We start from the raw sequence: 23,152 nt of genomic DNA, 5'->3' as shown, positions 1-23,152 counted from the left end.
AATTTTCCGCCTCTTGACTCGGCTGGACTCTAGACAACAGCCACCCGATTCGATTCCAATGGGCTCGATTCGGAGAGATGCGGCACGTCCCTCCAGATCTAGGACGTGGGGGCTTCAAGAGCAGTAGGCCGCTCGATGCCCCCGGACACCCGGAGGAGACCGGCGATGGCACGCGCCAACGCTGAGAGCGTAGGCGTGCGCGACCAAGCCATTCGAGGTCTGGCACGGTCGATCGCGCGCCCTGCCTACCAGCGCCTGCTTGATGCGGAACCGGTCCTGCGCCGGATCGTCCCGGCGCTCATCGTCACCTTCCTGGTGGTGATCGGGGTCGGCGCGGTGGTGCAGATCCACGCCCACCGCGTGGCCGAGCTGAACAACGCCAAGGACGATCTCTCCCTCCTGGCCCTCGCCACCGCCGAGGGGCTGACCCTGCGCGCCGGCAATGCTCTTGCCCGCGTGCCCTCCGCCCTCGACGAGAGCCTGCCCCCCCGCGCCACCGAAAGCGGACGGCGCGCCTATGTCACCGACGCCCAGGGCCGCATCATCGCCTCCGCCCCCCGTGGCGAGGCGCCGGCGACCCTTGCCGACCTGATCGATCCCGCCCAGCCCCTCGTCATCTTCGCCGAGCGCGCCGGCGTGCTGGAAGTGCCGTTCGGCGAGGGCACTGCGCTCGCTACCGTGCGCAACCTCAACGCACCGCTCGGCCAGATCGTCTTTCTCCAGCCCACCGAGCGGGCGCTGGCGGCCTGGTCGGATTCCACCACGCTGACGGTGACCCTGTTCACCACCACCGGCACGGTGCTGCTGATCCTCGGCTTCTCGTTCCACTGGCAGGCGAGCCGGGCGCGCGAGGCGGACGCCATCTACGACACCGTGCGCCGGCGCATCGACACCGCGCTCAACCGCGGCCGCTGCGGCATGTGGGATTGGGACATGGCCCGCGGGCGCATGTACTGGTCCGACACCATGTTCGAGATCCTCGGGCTGGAGCGCAAGGACGAGCTGGTCTCCTTCGGCGAGATCGCCAAGCTCGTGCATCCCGACGACGGCGACCTCTACGAGCTGGCCCAGGAGCTGGCCGAGCGCCCGGGCACGCCGGTGGACCGGGTGTTCCGCATGCGCACCGCCAAGGGCGACTTCGTATGGCTGCGCATGCGCGCCGAAGTGGTCCAGCAGCAGGGCGAGGACGGCCCCCACCTCATCGGTATCGCCATGGATGTCACCGAGGCCCAGCGCATGGCCGAGCGCACGGTGACCGCCGACATGCGCCTGCGCGACGCCATCGAGAGCATTTCGGAAGCCTTCGTGCTGTGGGACAGCCAGAACCGGCTGGTGCTGTGCAATTCCAAGTTCCAGTCCCTGCACGAATTGCCCGACGAGGCCATCCACGCCGGCACGCCCTTCGACGTGATCGCCTCGGTGGGCCGCCACCCCATCACCCGCACCCCACTCAAGCCCGAGGACAAGCCCGAGGAGGGCTCGCGCGCCTTCGAGGCCCAGCTCTCCAACGGCCGCTGGCTGAAGATCGCCGAGCGCCGCACCAAGGACAACGGCTACGTCTCGGTGGGTACCGACATCACCACCATGAAGCGCCACGAGGAGCGCCTCATGGACAATGAGAAGCGCCTGATGGCGCTGGTGGCCGACCTGCGCAAGTCCCAGCAGACCCTGGAGCACCAGGCCCAGCAGCTGGCGGAACTGGCGGAGAAGTATTCGGAAGAGCGCAACAAGGCCGAGGACGCCAACCGCGCCAAGAGCGAGTTCCTCGCCAACATGTCCCACGAGCTGCGCACGCCGCTCAACGCCATCATCGGCTTCTCGGAGATCATGGAGAGCGGCATGTTCGGCCCGCTCGGCTCGGAGAAATACGCCGAATACTGCACCGACATCAAAGGCTCGGGCACCTACCTCCTCGACGTCATCAACGACATCCTCGACATGTCGAAGATCGAGGCCGGCCGCATGCAGCTGGAGGTGGAGGACCTGGCCCTCGACGACATCATCGCCGACGCCCTGCGCGTCACGGCGGTGAACGGCGACGAGAAGAACATCACCATGACCATGGCGGCGGCCCACAACCTCGCCATCAAGGGGGATCGTCGGGCGCTGAAGCAGATCCTGCTCAACCTGCTGTCCAACGCGGTGAAGTTCACCCCCGAGGGCGGCAACATCGCGGTGAAGGCCCGCGTCAACGGCGCGGCAGCGGTGATCGCCATCGAGGACACCGGCATCGGCATCGCCAAGGACGCACTGGCGCGGATCGGGCGGCCGTTCGAGCAGGTGGAAAGCCAGTTCACCAAGACCCATAAGGGCTCGGGCCTCGGCCTTGCCATCGCCAAGTCGCTGGTGGAGCTGCACGGCGGCGCCATGCGCATCCGCTCCATCGAGGGGCAGGGCACCACCGTCATCGTCCGCCTACCGGTGAACGGCCGCGCCGCCAACTCCAACGAGACGCCGAGGCTGGCCGCGGTGATGTGAGGGCGGGGGCCCGGACTGAGGGCCTCAGCCGTTGTCGTTGCCCTCTCCCCGCCCGCCGAGAGCAGCAGCAGGAAGCCGAGGCACGGCACGTAGTCAGGATCCCGTCCGCCCACCGGCCCGGCGGCGTGTTCGGGAACACGGGGGATAGCCCCTAACCCCCAGCCCCGGCGTCCCTCGCGGTTCCCCGCCGGTCCTGCTCCACCCGCCCCCTTGCGGGCCTCCGGCCCCTGCCGCTAAGCCTGGAGCCACAAGCAGCCTGCGCCGGTGAGCGCAGGTGCATGGAGGCATCACCCATGGCCCACAGGCGTTTCCCACGAGCCGGCCGGCGCGCCGGCCTGTCCTGTACCGCTCTTGCCCTCCTCCTCCTCGCCTCCCCGGCCCTCGCCCAGACCCAGATCGACGCCTCCCGGCCGCCGCCGCAGACATCGGGAGTGCCCATCCCCAAGGGGCAGATCGAGAGCGCGGTGGGCAAGGTCGACGCCCTCGCCCGGGACCTCATGGAGCGCTCCGGCATTCCCGGTCTCGCGGTGGCCGTGGTGCACGAGGGCAAGACGGTGTTCCTCAAGGGCTATGGCGTGCGCAAGGTGGGCGAGAGCGCGGCCATCGATGCGGACACCGTGTTCCAGCTCGCCTCCCTGTCCAAGTCGGTGGGCGCCGGCGTGGTGGCCCACGAGGTGGGCAGGGGCACGGTGAAATGGGACACCCCGGTCGAGGACCTCCTGCCCTGGTTCGCCCTGAACGACGACTGGGTGTCCGAGCATGTCACCATCGCCGATCTCTACAGCCACCGCTCGGGCCTGCCGGACCATGCCGGCGACGAGCTGGAAGACCTCGGCTACGATCGCCGGCAGGTGCTGGAGCGGCTGAAGAAGCTGCCCCTCGCCCCGTTCCGCGTCTCCTATGCCTATACCAATTTCGGCGTCACCGCCGCCGCCGAGGCGGTGGCCAGCGCGGCGGGCAAGGACTGGGAGACCTTGTCCGACGAGGTGCTCTACAAGCCGCTGGGCATGGCTTCCACCTCCTCGCGCTTTGCCGACTACATGGCCCGCTCCAACCGCGCCGTGCCCCATGTGCGGGTCGGCAAGATCGGGGAGAGCAAGACCTTCGCAGCGAAGTTCCAGCGCGATCCACAGGCCCAGTCCCCGGCGGGCGGGGTGAGTTCGTCCGTGCGGGACATGGCCCATTGGCTCGGCTTCGTGCTGGGCGGCGGCACCTATGAGGGCCGGCAGATCGTGCCCGAGAAGGCGCTGCTGCCGGCCATGCGGCCGGAGATGATCTCCTCGCCCGCCTATGCCCCCGATGCCCGCGCCGGCTTCTATGGCTATGGCTTCTCGGTGAACGTCTCGCCGGCCGGCCGGGTGATGATCGACCATTCCGGCGCCTTCATTCTCGGCGCCGGTACCACCTACGTGCTCTTGCCCTCCGAGAAGCTGGGCATCGTGGTGCTCACCAATGCCCAGCCCACGGGCGCGCCTGAAGCCCTCTCCGCCAGCTTCATGGACCTTGCCCAGTTCGGCACGGTGACGCGCGACTGGCTCACGGCCTATGGCCTGCTCATCGATCCGCTCTACACGCCACTCGGCGCCCTCGCCGGCAAGAGCGCGCCCGCCAAGCCCGCGCCGGCCAAGCCGCTTGCCACCTATGTGGGCACCTACGCCAATGCCTATTTCGGCGAGGCGCGGGTGAGCGAAGAGAAGGGCCGCCTCGTCCTCACCGTGGGGCCGAAGCCACGCGTGTTCATCCTCGACCACTGGAGCGGGGACGACTTCATCTTCCGCCCCGAGGGCGAGGAGACGGCGCCAGTGGGATCGGTGTCGCAGGTGACCTTCTCGGACCGGCGGATGAAGGTGGAATTCTTCAACGAAAACGGCCTCGGCACCTTCGAGCGGCGGTGAGGGCGAGCGGCGAGAGGGCCCCCGCCGGGATAGGCGGCGGAGCAGCGTTGGGGCGGGGGCCGCGCTTTCAGGCCCCCACGCGCCGTCGCCGTCCGGCTTGACCGGACGGCCCATGGCCCGGCCTGGACAAGGCGGCGGGAGAGCAAGGCGGCGGGGGATTGCAAAGCGGCGAGATGGGCCGTCCGGTCAAGCCGGAGGGCGACGATGGTGAGATGGGCGGGGAACCGCCGGCCCGCCCCCTCTCCCGCGTGCGGGGGAGGGTTGGGGAGGGGGCAGAGCCCTACCCGCGGAGATCCGCACGGGTGGGGAGGCACCAGCCCCCACCCTGCCCTCCCCCGCAAGCGGGATCGCACCGCTCCTCTGGAGCGGGGGCTTGCAAAGCGGCGAGATGGGCCCTCCGGTCAAGGGCGACGGGGTGGAGAAGCCCCGCCCCCGTTCCGCGGGCAGGGGAGAGGACAACATGCCGGGCGCCGAACCAAAGGCCCCGGAAGGAACGAACCGGGAAAGAACGCCAAGAACCGATTCGGACACGCTGCGTTCTGGCTGCGTGCCGCCCCGGCGCGAACGGGTGTAGCGAAATGGGACGCGGCCTTGCCCCGCAGGGGCGCGATTGCGGAAGCCTCCGGTCCCACCCTGCCCTCCCCCGCGAGCGGGAGAGGGTTCAGCGGCAGCGCAACAAGGCTCCGGCGCACACCACGAGGAACAAACCTTCCCCCTCATGGTCCCAGATAGACCGCGAGGCGGGCAGCGGCGTTGCGCAGGTGCTCCTCGGCGGCGGCGCGGGCGGCGACGGGGTCCTTCTTCTCGATGGCGGCGAAGATGGCATCGTGCTCACGCTGCACCGCCTGCGCCAGCCCGCCATGACGGGCCGTGTTCGCCCGCGCCGTGCGGATGAAATGGCGCACCCGGTGGTCCAGGAACTGGGACAGGTCGCGGAAGTAGGGATTGCCCGTGGCCTCCACGATGCTGCGATGAAAGGCCATGTCCTCGTCCACGCCCGGCTCGCCACGGACGATGGCCTCCTGCATGGCTTCGAGCTGCTCCCTGATGCGGGCGAGGTCCTCGTCCGTGCGGCGCACCGCGGCATGGGCGGTGGCGGTGGCCTCCACCGCCATCAGCAGCTCGACGATGGCGCGCATCTCCACCTTGTCGCTGAAATCGGCGATGTCGAGCCGGAAGGTGGAGGCGGCGCCCGGCTCGGCCACGAACGCGCCCGCCCCCTGCCGGGTGGTGACGAGGCCGTCATGCTTCAGCCGGCCCACCGCCTCGCGCACGATGGGCCGGCTCACGCCGTAGGTCTCGGCCATCTGATGCTCGGTGGGCAGCCGCTCGCCCGGCTGCAGGCGGCCGGAGGCGATCTCCTCCCGGAGCCGGTGCGCCAGCGTCTCGGCGAGGGAGGGCGCCCGGCCGATGATGTCGCGGGGTTGGGCCATCCGTTGCTCCTAGCTCAGCCGACCGAGCCGCGCGCAGAACCGCGCGGCTCTCCCTGCAAACTCAACTTGCAATATAGAGCCCGCCGTTCACATGCACTGTCTCGCCGGTGACGAAGCTGGCCCAGTCGGAGGCGAGGAAGGCCACCACCCGGGCGACCTCCTGCGGCGTGCCGAGCCGCTTTAGCGGCGTCCCGGCGATCAGCGCCGCGCCGTTGGCATCCATCAGGCCGCGCACCATGGGCGTGTCGATGAGGCCGGGGGACACGGAATTCACCCGCACCCGGGGCGCCAGTTCCATGGCCAGCGTGCGGGAGAAATTGAGCACCGCCCCCTTGGCCGCCGCATAGTCCGCATGCCCCACGCTGCCGCGATGCCCCGCCATGGAGGCGACGTTCACAATGGCCGCAGTCTCGGAGAAATGCGGAATGGCGGCGCGGCAGGTGTAGAATACGCCATCGAGATTGACAGCGATGCCGGTGCGCCAGTGGGCGTCGGTCATCTCGGCAACCTTGCGGTCGCGGTAGAGGCCGGCGGAGGTGACCAGCACGTCCAGCGCGCCGAAACGCTCCTTCACCAGCGCGAGGGCGCGGTCGGCGTCGGCGGGGCTGGCCGCATCCTGCCGGATGCCGACGGCGCGGGCGCCGCTGGGGTCCAGCTCCCGGGCGAAGGCGGCGATGCCCGCCTCGTCCAGGTCGGTGAGCACGCAATTGGCACCGAGCGCGAAGAAGGTCTCCGCGATGGCGCGGGAGATGCCGCCATTGGCACCGGTGAGCAGCAGGGTCCGGTTCCTGAAGTCGAACATGGAGATCCTCCCGAACTTCAGGTCATCAGCCAGCCGCCGGCCACGTCGATCACCTGGCCGGTGACGAAGGCGGCGGCGTCCGACGACAGGAAGCGGCAGACCTCTGCCACCTCCTCCGGCTGGCCGAGGCGGCGCAGGGGCGTGACCAGCCGCACCGCCTCGTTGGCGGCGGTGGCGGTGCCCCGCACCATGGGAGTATCGATGCGGCCGGGGGCGATGGCGTTCACCGTTATCCCGTAAGGCCCCAGCTCCCCCGCAAGATGCTTGGTAAAGCCGATGAGGGCGGCCTTGGAGGCGGCATAATGCACCCCCACGATGTCGCAATAAGTGCGCCCGGCCACCGACGAGATGTTGACGATGCGGCCCTGCCCCAACGCCTTCATGCCCGGCGACAGCGCGCGCACGCAATTGAAGGCGCCGGTGAGATTGACGTCGATCACCCGCCGCCATTCCGCCGGATCCATGTCGGGCGCCTCGGCGCGGCGCCCGTCGGCCCCACCCTTGGGCGAGATGCCGGCATTGTTGACCAGCACGCTCACTGGCCCGAGCGCCTCGGCGGCGGCTCGGGCGGCGGCTTCAACGGCGGCATAGTCCGCCACGTCCGCCGCAAGCCCCACGGCCTTCACCCCACGCAGGATGGCGGCGTTGGCCGCCTCCTGCGCGAGGGCGGGATCAAAGTCCACATAGGCGACGGCGGCGCCGGCATCCGCATGGGCGTCCGCCATGGCGCGGCCGATGCCGCGCCCGGCGCCAGTGACGAAAACGACGGGGGAAGACGACAGGCTCACCGTCCGGTCTCCAGCATGATCTTGCCGAGGTGGGCGCTCGATTCCATGAGCGCATGGGCCTCCCGCGCCTGATCCAGCGGGAAGGTGGCGTGGACGAAGGGCTTGATCTTGCCAGCCTCCAGCAGCGGCCACACGTCCCGCTTCAGCGCTTCCGCGATTTCGGATTTCAGCGCGACGGAGCGGGCGCGCAGGGTGGAACCGGTGAAGGTCAGGCGCTTCAGCATCACCGGCATGAGGTCGATGGTGACCTCGCTCGGCTGGAGGAAGGCGATCTGCACCAGGCGCCCTTCAACCGCCAGCGCCTGGAGGTTCCGCGCCACGTAGGGGCCGCCCACCATGTCGAGGATCTCATCCACGCCGCGCCCGTCGGTCAGCGCCTTCACCTCGGCCACGAAATCCTTGGCGCGATAGTCGATGGCGGCGTCCGCCCCCAGCTTCAGGCAGAAGTCGCACTTCTCCGGCGAGCCGGCGGTGGCGATGACACGGGCGCCGGCATGGTGCGCCAACTGGATGGCGGTGGAGCCGATGCCGCTTGATCCGCCATGGATGAGGATGGTTTCGCCCGCCTTCAGGCGGCCACGGGTGAAGACGTTATCATAGACGGTATAATAGTTTTCCGGCAGGCCGGCGGCCTCAAGCATCGAAAGCGGCTTGGGAATGGGCAGGCAGAGCGGGGCTTCGGCCACGCAATACTCGGCATAGCCGCCCGAAATCACCAAGGCGCAGACTTCGTCGCCGATCTTCAGAGTATCAACACCGTCGCCGAGCGCGACGACACGTCCCGCGATCTCAAGGCCCGGAATCTCCGTGGCACCGGGAGGCGGGGGATAATTGCCGGCGCGCTGGAGGCAGTCGGGGCGATTAACGCCGGCGGCCACAACTTCCACCAGCACCTGCCCCGGCCCGGGGCGCGGCACCGGCGCAGTCTCGATGGCAATGACCTCCGGCCCGCCGGCACCGGTGAATCGGGCTTGACGCATGGAACTGGGAATTTCAATCACGAGCATTCCTCCGTGAAGCGCGCCGATCGACCTGCAGGGCAGGCCGGATGGGATACGCCGTCTTTTTCTAGCGTTCAGAGCCTTCCGCCGAGCACGTTGCGCGGCACTTGGCCGGTGCCCCTTGGCGGCGGACACCTCGGTGCGGGAAAACTACATAAGTCCCACTTGTCAGGCAACTTGGTTATCTGCATTATCCGCAGCGTCTGACGGGCGGCAATGTCCGCTCGTCCGCCATCTGGCACTTAAAAATCGTTCCCGAATAACGGGTTGCAAGGGCCGGTCGCAGACGCGCCGGACGAGGGAGGAGACGATGAAGAGTTTCGCGCGGGCGGCGTTTGCCGCCGCACTGCTTGTTGCCGCCTCCCCGTTCGCGGGACCCGCGGCGGCCCAGGGCACCATCAAATTTGGCGCCCTCTATCCCTTCTCCGGCGGCCTCGCCCTGCTGGGCGATGAGAGCTTCCGCGGCTTCGAGCTGGCGGTTGAAGAGCGCAACGCGGCCGGCGGCATCGACGGCAAGAAGATCGAGTTCATCAAGGGCGACGCGGTCGATCCCAACCAGGCGGTGGGCGAAGCCCGGCGCCTGACTTCGGTGGACAAGGTCTCGGCGATTTTCGGCACCTATTCCTCGTCCCTGTCGCTGGCGGCGACGCAGGTGACCGAGCTCGCCGGCATCCCCTATTTCGAACTTGGCGCGGTGTCCGATCCCATCACGGAGCGCGGCTTCAAATATGTCTACCGCACCAACGCCACGGCCCGTGACTTCGCCAACCGCATGGTGGATTCCGTCATTGAGGCCATTGCCCCGGCCCTTGGCATTAAGCCCGCCGACCTGAAGGTCGGCATCATCCACGAGGACAGCCTCTACGGTCAGACGGTCTCCGGCTATCAGAAGACCCGCGCCAAGGAGATGGGTCTCAACGTGGTGGAAACCCTGCCCTATTCCGCCAAGTCCGTGGATCTGACTCCAGTCATCCTGCGCCTCAAGTCGGCCGGCGTGGACGTGGTGCTGCAGACCTCCTACCAGAACGACACCGTGCTGTTCTTCCGCCAGATGAAGGATCAGGGCTACAAGCCCAAGGCGGTGATGGGCGCTGGCGGCGGCTATTCCACCCGCGACACCATGATGGCAGTGGGCGCGGAGAACATGGAAGGCGCCCTCGACGTGGACTTCACCCAGTACAACACGAACCCCAAGGCCGCCCCCGGCATTACGGAATTCGTGGCCAAGTACAAGGCGAAGTACGGCATTGATCCGCGCTCCGGCCATTCGCTTGCCAACTACATGGGTGCCAAGGTGTTCTTCGACGCCATCGCCGCCGCCAAGAGCACGGATGCCGACAAGGTGCGCGCCGCCGTGATGAAGGTGGACATCCCCGTGGGCGAGACCGCCACCGGCTGGGGCGCCAAATTCTCCGAGCAGGGCCAGAACACCCGCGCCAAGCCGTTCCTCATGCAGTGGCAGGGCGGCAACCTCGTGACTGTGTTCCCCGAGACGGCGGCGGTGGCCAAGATGAAGGTCGGCGTCGGCTCCAACTGATCATCGGGAATGCTTTCCTCAGGCGGATCGGGTTCCGCTTCGTCTGAACAGCTTCTCGATTGCCTGCGGCGCCCCTGACCGGCCGCCGCGCAGCCCCCGCGCGATCTGGCCTCGCGCGGGGGCATGCATCCAGCCGGTTCACCCCCAAGCCGGTTCACCCCCAAGCTATCCACCCCATGTCCGGCCTCCGTGCCGAAAGACCCTGCGGACTACTGGAGCGGAGCGCGATGGACGTTCTCATTCAGCTGGTGCTCAACGGCATCCTGCTTGGCAGCATGTATGCCATCATCAGCGTTGGCCTCACCCTCATCTTCGGCATCGTCCGGGTGGTGAACTTCGCCCATGGCGAATTCCTGATGGTCGGCATGTATGCGGCCTATTTACTCGCCGCGAAGTTCGGCCTGCATCCCTATGCGTCCGCGATTCCCGTGGTGCTGCTGCTGTTCGCCCTCGGCGCGCTGGTGCAGCGTTTCCTGATCCAGCCGCTGCTCTCCGCCGACGAACACATCCAGATCTTCGCCACGGTGGGCCTGTCCACCGCGCTGGTGAACCTCGCCCTGCTGCTGTTCGGTGCCGACCTCTATTCGGTGCCGCCCTCGGCGGCGCAAGGCTCGGTCCAGGTCGCCGGCTTCACCCTGGTGAAGGGGCAGATCGTGATGTTCGTCTGCGCGCTGGCGCTGGTGGCGGGACTGCATCTGTTCATGCAGTCCACCGCGCTGGGGCGCGCCATCCGCGCCACGGCGCAGAACCGCAACGCGGCGCTGCTCATGGGTGTGAAGGTGGACAAGATCTACGTCATCGCCTTCGGCATGGGCGCGGCCTGCGTGGGCCTTGCCAGCGCGCTGGTGATGCCGCTCTACCCCGTGACACCCACCATCGGCACCTATTTCGTGCTCACCGCCTTCGTGGTGGTGGTGCTGGGCGGCATGCGCTCCATGTACGGCGCCTTCTTCGGGGCCATGATCATCGGCCTCGTGGACAGCCTCTCCGGCTACTACATCGCGCCCGACCTGAAAGAGGTCGTCTACTTCGCGCTGTTCCTCCTGATCCTCATCTTCAAGCCCACCGGCCTGTTCGGCCTCGGCCGCGGCACGGAGTGACACGATGAGCCTTCACGACTCCTCGCTCAAGGACTCCCGGAGCGCCCCGGCCACCCCCGGCGGGCTCTCGGTCCTATCGCGGCTCACCGACCCGCGCGTCTATTGCACCCTGTTCGCCCTGTCACTGCTGGTCATCATCCCGGCCTGGTCGGGCTCCACCTTCATGGTGCACGTGTTCGTCACCATCTGCGTGTTCGGGGCGCTCGCCACCGCTTGGAACATTCTGGGCGGCTATGCCGGACAGCTCTCGCTGGGCCACACGGTGTTCTATGGGCTGGGCGGCTATACGGCGGCGCTGCTGCTGACCCATTTCGGCCTCTCGCCCTGGATCGGCATGATCGCCGGCGCGGCGCTGGCGGCCCTCGTCAGCCTCGGCATCGGCTATCCCTGCTTCCGCCTGCGCGGGCCATTCTTCTCGCTGGCCACCATCGCCTTCCTGGAGGTGGTGCGGCTATTGTCCATCCATTTCAACGGGGTCACCGGCGGCTCGGCCGGCCTCGTGGTGCCGCTGCAGATCGGCTGGCCGTGGATGATCTTCCGCGAGAAGATCAACTATCTCTACATCGCATTCGGTCTTCTGATGCTCTGCCTGGCGGTGTCCTACGCCATCCGCCATTCCCGCCTCGGCTATTCCCTCACGGCCGTGCGTGAACGCGACAGCGCGGCCCAGGCGGCGGGCATCAACATCAACGGCGTCAAGCTCTGGGCCATGGCCATCTCGGCGGCGCTCACCGCATTGGTGGGCACCTTCCACGCCATGTACATGACGTTCCTGGAGCCGGCGACGCTGTTCTCCCTCGCCACCGCCATCGAGATCGCCATGTTTGCCCTGATAGGCGGCCTCGGGACGGTGGCGGGGCCCCTGCTCGGCACGGTGCTGGTGGTTCCGCTCGCGGAACTCGCCCGCGGCTGGCTCGGGGCCTCGGCCAATGGCCTGCACGGTTTCGTCTATGGGTCCGTGCTGGTCATCATCACGCTGACCCTGCCGGGCGGGCTGGTGGGCACCTTCGGCCCGTTCGTGGTGCGCCTCATCGACAGGCTGCCCGGCGGCGGACGGACCCGCGCGGATGTGGTCGCGCCTGCCACCAAGATCATCACTGGCACCCCCGGCGAGGTGGTGCTGAAGGCGCAGAACCTCGTCAAGCGCTTCGGCGGGCTGACCGCCACCGACAACGTCTCCCTCACCCTGAAGCGGGGCGAGATCCTGGGCGTGATCGGCCCCAACGGCGCCGGCAAAACCACCGTCTTCGCCCAGCTCTCGGGCTTCCTCACCCCCAATGCCGGCACCATCGAAATCCTCGGTCCCGACGGCAAGTGGCACCAGCCCAGTTCGCCGGATGCCTTCGCCCGGCTCGGCATTGGCCGCACCTTCCAGATCGTCCAACCCTTCGGCAAGCTCTCCGTGCTGGAGAACATCATGATCGGCGCCTTCCTGCGTCACCGCTCCGTGGACGATGCCCGCGCCGTCGCCCTCAGGGTGGCCAAGCTCATGGGCCTCGACGACGTGAAGGACGTGGAGGCAGGAACCCTGCCCATCGGCGGCCTGAAGCGGCTGGAGGTGGCGCGCACGCTCGCCACCGAGCCCACAATCCTGCTGCTCGACGAGGTGATGGCCGGCCAGAGCCAGTCCGACACAGTGAAGATGGTGGAACTGATCCGCGCCATCCGCGACACCGGCGTCACCGTCATCGCCATCGAGCACAACATGCAGGCCATCATGAGCCTGTCCGACCGCATCGTGGTGATCGACAGCGGCAAGGTGATCGCCGAAGGCAAGCCCGACGCCGTGGTGCGCGAGCGACGGGTGATCGAGGCCTATCTCGGAGAGGATTTCGTCGATGCTCAAGGTCTCTGAGATCACCGCCGGCTACGGCCGCACCGTCATCCTCCAGGATATCTCGCTGCGGGTCGGGCGCGGCGAGGTGGTGACCATCATCGGCTCCAACGGTGCCGGCAAGACCACGCTGCTGCGCGCCATCTCCGGCTTGGTGAAGCCCACCGCCGGCAGCATCGAGTTCGACGGCCAGCGCATCGATCGCCTGCCGCCGGACGAGATCGTGGGCGCGGGCCTTATCATGGTGCCGGAAGCCCGCCAGCTGTTCCCGGTCATGAGCGTGCGCGACAACGTGCTGATGGGCGGCTACCACCCCAAGGTCCGCACCGGCATGGCCCAGCGCTTCGACGAGGTGCTGGACATCTTCCCCCGCGTGCGCGAGCGCCTCGACCAGATGGCCGGCTCCCTCTCCGGCGGCGAGCAGCAGATGGTGGCCATCGCTCGTGGCCTGATGGCAAAGCCCAAGCTGCTGATGCTGGACGAACCCTCGCTGGGCCTTGCCCCGATCATCGTGCAGCAGATGTTCGACGTCATCGACCGCATCTGCAAGAGCGGCACCACCGTGTTGCTGGTGGAGCAGAAGGCGTTCCACGCCCTGAAGATCGCCGACCGCGCCTATGTGATCGAGAACGGCCAGATCGCCCTTGAGAACACCGGCATCGGCCTTTTGTCCGACCCGCACATCAAGACCGCCTACCTCGGCATCTGAGCCTTCGGGCCACCCCGGAACCTGCCCCATGACCACGCCCCAGACCACCCGCGAAATCACCGGCCACACCCGTGTCTACGGCATCCTCGCGGACCCCATCCACCACGTGAAGACGCCGCAGATGCTCAACGCGCTGATGGCGCGCGAGGGCCGCGACGGGGTGATGGTGCCGTTCCATGTCGCCTCGGACGACCTTGCGACCCTGGTCGCCGGCCTCAAGGCCATGAAGAGCCTCGGCGGCTTCGTGGTGACGGTGCCGCACAAGACCGCCATCGTGGACCTGTGCGACGCCGTCTCCGACAGCGCCCGCCGCATCGGCGCCGTGAACACCGTGCGTCGCGAGGCGGACGGCCGGCTCATCGGGGAGATGCTGGACGGCAAGGGCTTCGTCGGCGGGCTGCTGGCGGCGGGCATCGATCCTAGGGGCAAGAGTGTCTATCTCGCCGGCGCCGGCGGCGCGGCCAACGCCATCGCCTTCGCCTTCGTGGAGTCCGGCATTTCCCGCCTCACCATCGCCAACCGCACCCGCGCCAAGGCGGAAGACCTCGCCGCCCGCCTCGCCGAGGCCTATCCGACGGCGCAGGTGGACATCGGCACGCCCGACCCCTCCGGCCACGACATCGTGGTGAATGGCACCTCCCTCGGCCTCAAGGAGGGCGATGCCCTGCCGCTTGATACCGCGCGCCTGTCGCCGGAACAGATCGTCGCCGAGGTGATCATGCAGCCGGAGGAGACCGCCCTCCTCGCCGCCGCCAAGGCGAAAGGCTGCCGCATCCATTTCGGCAAGCCCATGCTGGCCTGCCAGCTGGACCTCATGGCCGATTTCCTCGGCATGCGTACACTCGCCGGAGCCGGCAAGTGAGCGGCGGGTCCCTCGCGGGCCGCTGCGCCCTCATCACCGGCGGCGCCTCCGGGCTGGGCCTTGCCGTGGCGCAGGCCTTCCGGGCGGAGGGCGCCACGCTGGTGCTGCTCGACCTCGACCCCGCCGCCGAAGCGCGGGCGCAGGAGCTGGGCGAGACCATCGCGGTCAAGGGCTCGGTGACGCGGAAGGCGGATATCGTCCGCGCCTTCGACGCCGCCGAGGCCCGCTTCGGTCCGGTGGACATCTGCGTTGCCAATGCCGGCGTCTCCCAGAACGCGCCCACCCTCTCGGTGACCGAGGAGGAGTGGGAGCGCGTCATCGACATCAACCTCACAGGCACCTTCCTCACGGCGCAGGAGGCGGGGCGGCGCATGATCGCCCAGGGCGGCGGTTCCCTGCTGCTCATGGCCTCCATGTATGGCGTGGTGGCCGCGCCCGAGCGCATCGGCTATTGCGCCTCCAAGGCGGCCGTCGCCATGATGGCCAAGGCCCTCTCCTGCGAATGGGCACGGGACAAGGTGCGGGTGAACGCCATCGCCCCCGGCTATGTGCGCACCGCTTTGCTGGACGACCTCGCCGCCCGCGGCCGCCTCGACCTCGACCGCCTGAAGGCCCGCACCCCCATGGGCCGGCTCGTGGAGGCGGACGAAGTGGCGCGCATGGCGGTGTTTCTCGCCTCCGATGCCTCAAGCGCTGTCACCGGGCAGGTGATGGGCGTGGACGGCGGCTGGTCCGCCTACGGATATGTGTGACGGCATGCCGTGTCCCGGCTTTCCAGGGCAAGGACACGGCGTCTGCGGGAGAAAGGGGCTTGCAGCGCGCGGCCAACGGATGCATCCGCTTCGCCACCGCGCGGGCGGGGCCATCCGGCTGAAGCCCGCACCCGTTTCATGCCAGATGTCTTGAGGGCTGCCTCATGAGCGCCGATCTTGTTTCCCGCCTTGCCGCCATTCTCGGCCCCTCCGGCCTCCTCGCCGACGAGGCGGACATGGCCTCCTATGCCATCGACTGGCGCCGCCTGTTTCCCGGCCGCCCGCTGTGCGTCGCCCGCCCCGCCTCCACCGCCGAGGTGTCCGAGGTGGTGAAGGCCTGCCGCGCGGCCGGCGCCGCCATCGTGCCGCAGGGCGGCAATACCGGCCTTGCCGGCGGCGCGGTGCCCGACGCCTCGGGCGGACAGGTGGTGCTTTCGCTGAACCGCATGAACAAGGTGCGCGCGATCGACCCGGTGGGCCTGACCATCTCCGCCGATGCCGGCTGCATCCTCAAGGTGGCGCAGGACGCCGCCGCCGAGGCCGGTCGCCTGCTGCCCATAAGCCTTGCGGCAGAAGGCTCGGCGACTGTGGGCGGCGTGGTCTCCACCAATGCGGGCGGGGTCAATGTGGTGCGCTACGGCATGGCCCGCGCGCTGGTGCTGGGCCTTGAGGTGGTGCTCGCCGACGGCACCATCGTGGACATGGCCCGCCAGCTCCGCAAGGACAACGCCGGCTACGACCTGAAGCAGCTCTTCATCGGCACCGAGGGCACGCTGGGCATCGTCACCGGCGCCGTGCTGCGCCTGGTGCCCCGGCCCCGGCATACGGTCACCGCCCTGCTCTCAGTGCCCAGCCCCCAGGCCGCTCTCGACCTGCTCGCGCTGGCGCAGGAAGAGCTCGGCGACACCCTCTCCGCCTTCGAGCTGATGAGCGGCTATTCCTTCGACCTGCTGAAGCGGCACCTCAACCTCACCCCGCCCATCGCCTCCGGCGAGTGGTTCGTGCTGCTGGAAGCCGGCGCCAGCCTGTCCGGCCTTAGGGAGGCGGCGGAGGCGGCGCTGGCGGCGGCGCTGGAGAACGGCACGGCGCTGGACGGCGTCATCGCCGAGACCGGCGCCCAGGCGACCCAGCTTTGGGCCTTGCGCGAGCACATCACCGATGGCGAGGCGCGCGAGGGCAAGAGCATGAAGCACGATGTTTCCGTGCCCATCGTCGATGTTCCCGCCTTCCTGGAGGCCGCGGACATCGCCATCGCGGACGGCGCGCCGGGCGCAAAGGTCAATGCTTTCGGGCACTTGGGCGACGGCAACATCCATTACAACGTGGTGCTCGCCCCGGGCCAGGACGGCGCTGCCATCAACACCCTGGTCCACGACGTGGTGGCCCGCTTTGCCGGCTCCATTTCCGCCGAGCACGGCATCGGCCAGTATCGGGTGGACGAGCTTCTCCTGCGCCGCGCGCCGGCGGAGATCGCCCTCGCCCGCACCCTCAAAAAAGCTCTTGACCCGGACGATTTCCTGAACCCCGGAAAGGTCCTGCCGGCCGGGGGCTGACCCTCCGCCCGCACAAAAAGGCACGCTGGAACAAGGCCATGGACAGCTTCGACTATATCGTCGTGGGAGGCGGAACCGCAGGCGCGATCCTGGCGGCCCGCCTCTCGGAAGACCCCCGCCGCACCGTCCTCCTGCTGGAGGCGGGCGGCACGGACCGGGGCTTCTGGGTGCCCATTCCGGCCGGCTTCTCCAAGCTTCTGGCCGGCAGCGCCTTCAACTGGCGTTTCCACACCGAGCCGGAACAAAATACCTACGACCGCCCCATCGTGGTGCCGCGCGGCAAGGGGCTTGGCGGCTCAACCCTCATCAACGGCATGATTTTCGTGCGCGGCCAGCGCCAGGATTATGACGGCTGGGCCCAGCTCGGCGCCACCGGCTGGGGCTGGGACGACGTGAAGCCCTACTTCAAGAAGTTCGAGACCTTCGAGGCCTTCGACATCGACAAGGACGAGCGCGGAACCGACGGCCCCATCAACATCGTCCGCGTGGGCGAACGCCCTGTTCTGTCTGAGGTTTTCATCAAGGCGGCCGAACAGGCCGGCTACCCGCGCAACCCGGACTACAACGGCAAGGTTCAGGACGGGTTCGGCTATTATCAGGTGAACCAGAAAAACGGGCGTCGCTGGACCGTGGTGGACGGCTATCTGCGCCCCGCCCTCTCCCGCCCCAACCTCAAGGTGGCGACCCACGCCCAAGCTCTCTGCCTCACCCTCGATGGCCGGCGGGTGACCGGGGTGACCTATCGGCAGCGTGGGCGCGAGGTGGCGGCCAGCGCGCGGGCGGAGGTGCTGCTCGCCGCCGGGGCGGTGCAGTCGCCCCAGTTGCTGGAGCTGTCGGGCATCGGCGATCCGGCCACGCTGAAGGCGGCGGGCATCCCGGTGGTGCATGCCCTTTCAGGCGTCGGCAACAATTATCGCGACCATTTCGCCACCCGCATGAACTGGCGCGTCAAGCAGCCGGTGACCCTCAACGAGCAGACCCGCGGCCTCGCCCTCGCCAAGGCGGTGGCGCAGTATTTCCTGACGCGCAAAGGCATTCTCACCCTCGGCACCGGCCTTGCCCATGGTTTCGTGAAGACGCGACCGGGGCTGGAGGGGCCGGACGTGCAGTATTTCTTCATGCACGCCAGCTATGCCAACGCCGCCGACCGTTCCCTCGACCGCCAGCCGGGCATGACCATCGGCGTCACCCAGTTGCGCCCGCAATCCATCGGCTCCATCCACGTGACCTCGGCGGACCCGTTCAAGGCCCCGGCCATCCGGCCGAATTTCCTTGCGGTTCAGGAGGATCGCGACTGCCTGGTGGAGGGCATGAAGCTCGCCCGGCGCATCATCGAGCAGCCGGCCATGGACCCCTACCGGGCGTTCGAGATGAACCCCGGCCCGGATGTGCGCAGCGACGCCGACTTCCTGGAATTCGCCCGCCGCACCGGCCAGACCATCTACCACCCGGTGGGCACCTGCAGCATGGGCACCGGCCCCGCGGCGGTGGTGGACCCGCGCCTCAAGGTCATCGGCCTTGAGGGCCTACGTGTGGTGGATGCCTCGGTGATGCCCACCATCGTCTCCGCCAACACGGCGGCGGCGGTGATGATGATCGCCGAGAAGGCCGCCGACATGATCAAGGCGGACGCACGGTAGGTGCAAGCGGCGCGGCCGGGCGCGGTGGGAACCCTCTCCCGCTTGCGGGGGAGGGCAGGGAGGGGGCAACCGCTCGTTTTCCCTCCCACCGTCAGCACTTTTGGCAGGGATCCTCCCCCTCCCCGGCCCTCCCCCGCAAGCGGGAGAGGGAGCGGCGGTGCTTCTTCAAGCTGAGCCCCACGCCCCTTGAGGCACAAGCCGCTGGAGCCGATCGCCCGCGCAATGGTATAAGAGCGTTTTAGCCCGTTCTCAGCCATTGCGAACCGCCGTCATGATTGCCACGCCGGCCCACGAGATCCCCCTGGACATCCGGCGCAAGGCGGTGGCGGTCCACGAGGCCGGGCATGCCTTGGTCGCCCTCCTCCACAAGCGCGACGTGACCGGCGCGGCGCTTCACCCGCCCCATGGCCTCAGCGGCGAAACACGGTTCGAGGGCGCGAGCGAGCTGGTGCTGGACCTGAACGCCAAGGCCGACCGACACTTCATCGAGGATGCCATCGTCATTCTTCTGGCCGGGCAGATCGCCGAGGCGCACTACTGGAAAAAGCTCGCTTCGCTCTACATCCCGCGCATCGATTCCCACCGCACCGACGACGCCGAGATCCAACAGCTGAGATCCCACTTCGCTTTGGGCTCCGAGCAGCAGGCCATGTTCATGGGCTATTGCACGGACAAGGCCAGCCGCATCGTCCTCCACCCCAACGCCCAGGCCGCCATCGCGGACATCGCCACCCGTCTGTCCGACACCCTCACCATCGACCGCCCCGCCCTGGACGAGATCCTCGCCCGGCACGATGTGGGGGAAGGAAAGCTGAAGTTTGCGCGGCATCCTTGGGAGAGGCGAATCTGAGCTCTCCAGGGGATGGGCCAGAACCATTCTATATTATCCTATTACATGTTTTATTCACATGAACTGAGACCCACGCCGCTCGAAAATACTCTAATCCTGCGCAAGGCGACCGAACTGAGCCTTGGCGCCGCTTGTGTTTCCCTCGGCCATCTCGGGGTCTGCGGGCTCTTCGGATTGGTCGACCTGATCCAGCGCGAGCAGGAGGGACGCGACCCGGTTCGCGGAAGACCTCCACTCGGCGAGGCGGGCATAGCTGTCCGTGATCCAGTTGAATGCCGCCTGCACGATGGTGAACGCCGCGGCAGCCTGGACGACCTCACCAAGGCTCATCAGCCCGACCAGATATTTCGGCATGCAAAGCAGCAATCCGATCACCGGCGTCAGCAGCAGGTTGGTCTGCGAGACCAGCGTCATCCGCATGAGCTGCCAGCACAATGCGCGCCATTGGGCGATCACCTTCGCCAGGGCCCCGCCGATAACCTGTCGTCCGTCCTGACGTTCATCCGGAAGCGCAGATCCTTCGCCGCTCTCGCGCAGATGCGCCCCGATCGCCCGCAGGTCGGCTTCGGCACGCTTGCTTTCCCCGAGCACCCGCATCAGGTGGCGCCCGATGAACATCATCGCGGCCGTGACCAGCACGGAATAGGCGACGACCGCGAGCACCAGATATCCGGGGATGGAGACGTGCTGCCCAAAGACCTTGAGGACCAGTGAGCCGCCGACGCTCCAGAGAACGCCGATGAAGGTGATCGCGTTGAGCACCGACGAAAGCAGGCCCACCACGAGGTCCACGGGCACGTCGGTTGCGACCTTCGCGTCCTCGGCGATGCGGTATTCGGGCGTCTGATGCTCTCCCAGCATGAACCTCAGCCGGCGGTAGCGACCGCCGCACAGCCAGAAATCATAAAGGTGGCTGCTCAGCCATTGGCGCCATTGGCGCTGTGTCGTCATGCGCACCCAGACCGAGACGATGACGAGGAAGATGCTGGCGGCGGCGAGCGGCACGAAAAGCCACGCCTGTCTCCAGAGTTCCGTCCCATCCTTTCGCCCGATGGCATTGAAGAAATCACGGTTCCAGAAATTCAGCCGATACTGGGTCCACAACTGCAAAAGCACCGTGGCCACCATCATCGCGATCAGGACCCAGGCGCGCCAGGCCGCGCGGCCGCGCCAGTACCCCGATGCGCTTTCCCAGAAGCGGGAGAGAAGGCGCCGTTGATCTGGAGGAAGGTACGGAACGAGAGACATCAGAACCATCCAGAAGGCGCCAGATCGACCCCGCGGCACGCCAAGCTGGACGTGGCGCCTGCGGCAGCGTCACCCAGGCTTACCTCATGGGTCAAGGATCCCATCGCGGCGGGCGGAAGCAAGGCGCATCCACCCCGTGCCGGATCGCCACCCTGCCCTGTCAGTACGGCAATACCTGCAACGGAACGCCAATACGGTGATCCGCCCTGGCTCAACGCCGAGCAACATGCTCCCAAGCCGATATGTGAGACATCACGACGGGCCATCCAGGTCCTCCCCCTCCCCGTTGACATTCGCCCCCAACGGAGTCCTTTTATAAGAACAAAAGAGGAACATCATGCATGAGCGCGAAAGGATCGGGCGCGAGGGCATCGGGCGGCTGGGAAACGGGGGGGATTCCCTGGCCGCGCTGCGGCGGCGGGTGGAGGAGATCCAGCACGCCGGCGCCCCGGCGGCGGGGGCGGCGTGGGGGCGGCTGGCCCTCGGCGCGCCGCTGGATGGGGCGCTGGGCGGGGGGCTGGCGCTGGGCGCGCTGCACGAGGTGTTCGCGTGCGACAAGGGCAATGGCGCCGCCGCCCTCGGCTTCGCCTTGGCCCTTGCCGCCGGCACAGGGCGGCCGGTGGTGTGGGTGCGGCAGGACCTTGCCGCGCTGGAGGGCGGCGACCTCTACGGGCCGGGCTGCGCCGCCTTCGGCCTCGATCCGGCGCGGCTCATCCTGGTCCAGGGGGCGGATGCCGCCGACACCCTCGCCGCCGCCGAGGAGGCGCTGCACCATGCCGTCCTCGGCCTCGTGGTGGTCGAGCCCTGGGGCATGCCGTCCCGCCTCGACCTCACCGCCACGCGCCGCCTCGCGCTGAGGGCGGAGCGCTCGGGGGTGCCGGCCCTGCTGCTGCGTTCGGCGGCGGAGCCCGTGCCTTCCGCCGCCGCCACCCGCTGGCTGGCCTCGGCCGCTCCCTCCGGCGCGGCGGGGGCGCCGGCCTTCTGCCTCGGGCCACCCGCCTTCGCCCTGGAGCTGGCCCGCAACCGGGCCGGGCCCACCGGCCGCTGGATTGTGGAATGGAATGCCCATGCCCGACGCTTCGCCCCGGCGCCTCGCCGCCCTGCTGCTGCCCCGCCTGCCCACCGACCGGCTGCATCGCAAGGCCCGGCACGCGCAGACGGCCCGGCACCCGTGGTCGTCGGCGCCTTCGAGCGCCGCGCCGGATGAGGCACCTCTCGCGGTGGTGCACACCCTCGCCAACGCCCGCCGCCTCCATGCGGTGGACGCGGCGGCGGCCCGCCTTGGCCTCCATCCGGGGCTGACCTTGGCGGATGCGCAGGCCCGCGTGCCGGAGCTTCAGGCGGTGGAGGCGGACCCTGCGGCGGACGGCGCGCTGCTCGCCGCCATCGCCTGCTGGTGCGAGCGCTGGACGCCGTTCGTGGCGCTCGCGCCGCCTTATGGCATCGTGCTCGACATCACCGGCTGCGCCCATCTGTTTGCGGGCGAGAAGGCCATGCTCGCCGCCATGGTGGCGCGCCTCGCCGCCCAGGGCTTCGCGGTCCAGGGCGCGGTGGCCGGCACCGCCCGCGCGGCGCTGGCCCTCGCCTGCTGGCGCCCCGGCCTCGTGGCCGCGCCGGGGACGGAGGGGCAGGCCGTGGCCGGCCTGCCAGTGGCCGCGCTGGAGCTGGATCCGGAGGCCGAGCGCAGCCTCGCCTATCTCGGCCTTGCCACCATCGGCGACCTTTCGGGCAAGCCCCGGGCCGCGCTCGCCGCCCGCTTCGGCAGCCAGATCGTTCGCCGGCTGGAGGAGATCACCGGCGCGGCCGATGCCCCCATCTCCCCCCTCAATCCCCTGCCCGTCTACGTGGCGGAGCGGCGCTTCGCCGAGCCCATGGGGGATGAGGAAACCGCCCGCATTGTGCTCGCCGACCTTGCCCGCGAGCTGACCGCCGTGCTGGAGCGGCACGGGGAAGGCGGGCGGCGCTTTGCGGCGGCCTTCTTCCGCAGCGACGGCGCCGTGCGGCGGGTGGAAGCGGGCACCGCCGCGCCCCTGCGCGATGCCGCGCGCCTCGCCGGCCTGTTCCGCGAGCGGCTTTCGGCGCTGGCCGATCCGCTGGACCCCGGCTTCGGTTATGACGTGATCCGCCTGTCGGTCACCGCCTGCGAACCGCTTGCGGCCACCCAGGCCACCTTCGGCGCGGCGCCTGAAGAGGCGGCCCTGTCGGAGCTGGTGGATGTGCTGTCCGCCCGCCTCGGCCCGCGCCGGGTGATGTGCCTTCAGCCGCAGGACAGCCATGTGCCAGAGCGGGCGGCGGCGAGCGTGCCGGCGCAGAAGGGCTGGGCCGTGGCCGGCCTTGCCGCCTGGCCCGCGCCGGCGGCGGAGGGGGCGCCTTTGCCCCGCCCGCCGGCTTTGTTCGCCCATCCCGAGCCGGTGGAGACCCTGGCCGAGGTGCCCGACGGCCCGCCTTTGCGCTTCCGCTGGCGGCGGGTGCTGCACGAGGTGGTGCGCGCCGAGGGGCCGGAGCGCATCGCCGCCGAATGGTGGACCGGGGCACAGGCGCTCACCCGCGATTATTTCCGCGTGGAGGACAAGGAAGGCCGCCGCTTCTGGCTCTATCGCGCCGGCACCTACGGGCGGGAGACATCGGAGCCGCGCTGGTTCCTGCACGGGTTGTTCCCATGAGTACGCC

At 68.7% G+C, this 23,152-nt stretch carries 18 protein-coding genes; 13 read left to right on the top strand and 5 right to left on the bottom strand.

Features of this window, described 5'->3' with window-relative positions; translation table 11 throughout:
- Positions 1 to 165: 165 nt before the first annotated feature.
- Together FBQ73_RS02825 and FBQ73_RS02820 are read left to right on the top strand one after the other, a co-directional pair.
- Positions 166 to 2,478: a sensor histidine kinase gene (locus tag FBQ73_RS02825; RefSeq protein ID WP_210236652.1), complete on the top strand. Its 2,313-nt coding sequence runs from the start codon at positions 166 to 168 to the stop codon at positions 2,476 to 2,478.
- 293 nt (positions 2,479 to 2,771) lie between these two features.
- Positions 2,772 to 4,373: a serine hydrolase gene (locus FBQ73_RS02820; RefSeq protein ID WP_138398005.1), complete on the top strand. Its 1,602-nt coding sequence runs from the start codon at positions 2,772 to 2,774 to the stop codon at positions 4,371 to 4,373.
- A gap of 716 nt (positions 4,374 to 5,089) precedes the next feature.
- On the opposite strand, the gene FBQ73_RS02815 is transcribed toward FBQ73_RS02820, so the two are convergent.
- From FBQ73_RS02815 to FBQ73_RS02800, 4 genes are all read right to left on the bottom strand, one after another.
- Positions 5,090 to 5,806, bottom strand: coding sequence for a FadR/GntR family transcriptional regulator (locus FBQ73_RS02815; RefSeq protein ID WP_138398004.1), 717 nt, complete (start codon positions 5,804 to 5,806; stop codon positions 5,090 to 5,092).
- Between the two features lie 61 nt (positions 5,807 to 5,867).
- Positions 5,868 to 6,608 carry an SDR family NAD(P)-dependent oxidoreductase gene (locus FBQ73_RS02810; RefSeq protein ID WP_138398003.1) on the bottom strand — a complete coding sequence of 247 codons (741 nt, stop codon included), beginning with the start codon at positions 6,606 to 6,608 and terminating at the stop codon, positions 5,868 to 5,870.
- Positions 6,609 to 6,625: 17 nt separating this feature from the next.
- A complete protein-coding gene (locus tag FBQ73_RS02805) occupies positions 6,626 to 7,396 on the bottom strand; it encodes an SDR family oxidoreductase (RefSeq protein ID WP_138398002.1) in 771 nt (256 codons plus the stop codon).
- Positions 7,393 to 8,376: an NAD(P)H-quinone oxidoreductase gene (locus FBQ73_RS02800; protein ID WP_392567214.1), complete on the bottom strand. Its 984-nt coding sequence runs from the start codon at positions 8,374 to 8,376 to the stop codon at positions 7,393 to 7,395. Before FBQ73_RS02800 ends, FBQ73_RS02805 begins: the two co-directional genes overlap by 4 nt.
- Positions 8,377 to 8,707: 331 nt before the next feature.
- On the opposite strand from FBQ73_RS02800, the gene FBQ73_RS02795 reads away from it, so the two are divergent.
- The 9 genes from FBQ73_RS02795 (at position 8,708) to FBQ73_RS02755 (ending at position 19,234) form a co-directional block, all read left to right on the top strand.
- Complete coding sequence (locus FBQ73_RS02795) at positions 8,708 to 9,934, top strand: ABC transporter substrate-binding protein (RefSeq protein ID WP_138398000.1); 1,227 nt, start codon at positions 8,708 to 8,710, stop codon at positions 9,932 to 9,934.
- Between the two features lie 227 nt (positions 9,935 to 10,161).
- Positions 10,162 to 11,034, top strand: coding sequence for a branched-chain amino acid ABC transporter permease (locus FBQ73_RS02790; RefSeq protein ID WP_012113643.1), 873 nt, complete (start codon positions 10,162 to 10,164; stop codon positions 11,032 to 11,034).
- Positions 11,035 to 11,038: 4 nt separating this feature from the next.
- Positions 11,039 to 12,889 carry a branched-chain amino acid ABC transporter ATP-binding protein/permease gene (locus FBQ73_RS02785; RefSeq protein ID WP_138397999.1) on the top strand — a complete coding sequence of 617 codons (1,851 nt, stop codon included), beginning with the start codon at positions 11,039 to 11,041 and terminating at the stop codon, positions 12,887 to 12,889.
- Positions 12,873 to 13,577: an ABC transporter ATP-binding protein gene (locus tag FBQ73_RS02780; protein WP_138397998.1), complete on the top strand. Its 705-nt coding sequence runs from the start codon at positions 12,873 to 12,875 to the stop codon at positions 13,575 to 13,577. The genes FBQ73_RS02785 and FBQ73_RS02780 overlap by 17 nt, the downstream gene beginning before the upstream one ends.
- A gap of 28 nt (positions 13,578 to 13,605) precedes the next feature.
- Complete coding sequence (locus FBQ73_RS02775) at positions 13,606 to 14,439, top strand: shikimate dehydrogenase family protein (protein WP_138397997.1); 834 nt, start codon at positions 13,606 to 13,608, stop codon at positions 14,437 to 14,439.
- On the top strand, positions 14,436 to 15,191 hold the full coding sequence (locus tag FBQ73_RS02770) for an SDR family NAD(P)-dependent oxidoreductase (protein WP_138397996.1): 756 nt from the start codon (positions 14,436 to 14,438) through the stop codon (positions 15,189 to 15,191). Before FBQ73_RS02775 ends, FBQ73_RS02770 begins: the two co-directional genes overlap by 4 nt.
- Before the next feature lie 164 nt (positions 15,192 to 15,355).
- On the top strand, positions 15,356 to 16,744 hold the full coding sequence (locus tag FBQ73_RS02765; RefSeq protein WP_138397995.1) for an FAD-binding oxidoreductase: 1,389 nt from the start codon (positions 15,356 to 15,358) through the stop codon (positions 16,742 to 16,744).
- A 38-nt stretch (positions 16,745 to 16,782) separates the two neighbouring features.
- Positions 16,783 to 18,384 carry a GMC family oxidoreductase gene (locus tag FBQ73_RS02760; protein WP_138397994.1) on the top strand — a complete coding sequence of 534 codons (1,602 nt, stop codon included), beginning with the start codon at positions 16,783 to 16,785 and terminating at the stop codon, positions 18,382 to 18,384.
- Between the two features lie 271 nt (positions 18,385 to 18,655).
- A complete protein-coding gene (locus FBQ73_RS02755; protein WP_138397993.1) occupies positions 18,656 to 19,234 on the top strand; it encodes a hypothetical protein in 579 nt (192 codons plus the stop codon).
- Positions 19,235 to 19,324: 90 nt separating this feature from the next.
- Here FBQ73_RS02755 and FBQ73_RS02750 read toward each other — a convergent pair whose 3' ends face one another.
- The gene (locus FBQ73_RS02750; RefSeq protein WP_138397992.1) at positions 19,325 to 20,482 is read right to left on the bottom strand and encodes an SbmA/BacA-like family transporter; all 1,158 of its coding nucleotides are present in this window, start codon (positions 20,480 to 20,482) and stop codon (positions 19,325 to 19,327) included.
- Positions 20,483 to 20,819: 337 nt separating this feature from the next.
- Here FBQ73_RS02750 and FBQ73_RS02745 point away from each other — a divergent pair, with 337 nt between their 5' ends.
- Both FBQ73_RS02745 and FBQ73_RS02740 read left to right on the top strand, forming a co-directional pair.
- Positions 20,820 to 21,689, top strand: coding sequence for a hypothetical protein (locus tag FBQ73_RS02745; protein WP_210236651.1), 870 nt, complete (start codon positions 20,820 to 20,822; stop codon positions 21,687 to 21,689).
- A gap of 13 nt (positions 21,690 to 21,702) precedes the next feature.
- Positions 21,703 to 23,145 (top strand): DinB/UmuC family translesion DNA polymerase, encoded by a 1,443-nt coding sequence (locus FBQ73_RS02740; RefSeq protein ID WP_138398059.1) that lies wholly within the window; start codon positions 21,703 to 21,705, stop codon positions 23,143 to 23,145.
- Positions 23,146 to 23,152: the final 7 nt, after the last annotated feature.

The organism is Xanthobacter autotrophicus (assembly GCF_005871085.1).
GTDB classification, from domain to species: domain Bacteria; phylum Pseudomonadota; class Alphaproteobacteria; order Rhizobiales; family Xanthobacteraceae; genus Xanthobacter; species Xanthobacter autotrophicus.
The sequence above is the reverse complement of the archived record's forward strand: the minus strand, read 5'-3'. Positions and strand labels throughout refer to the sequence as shown.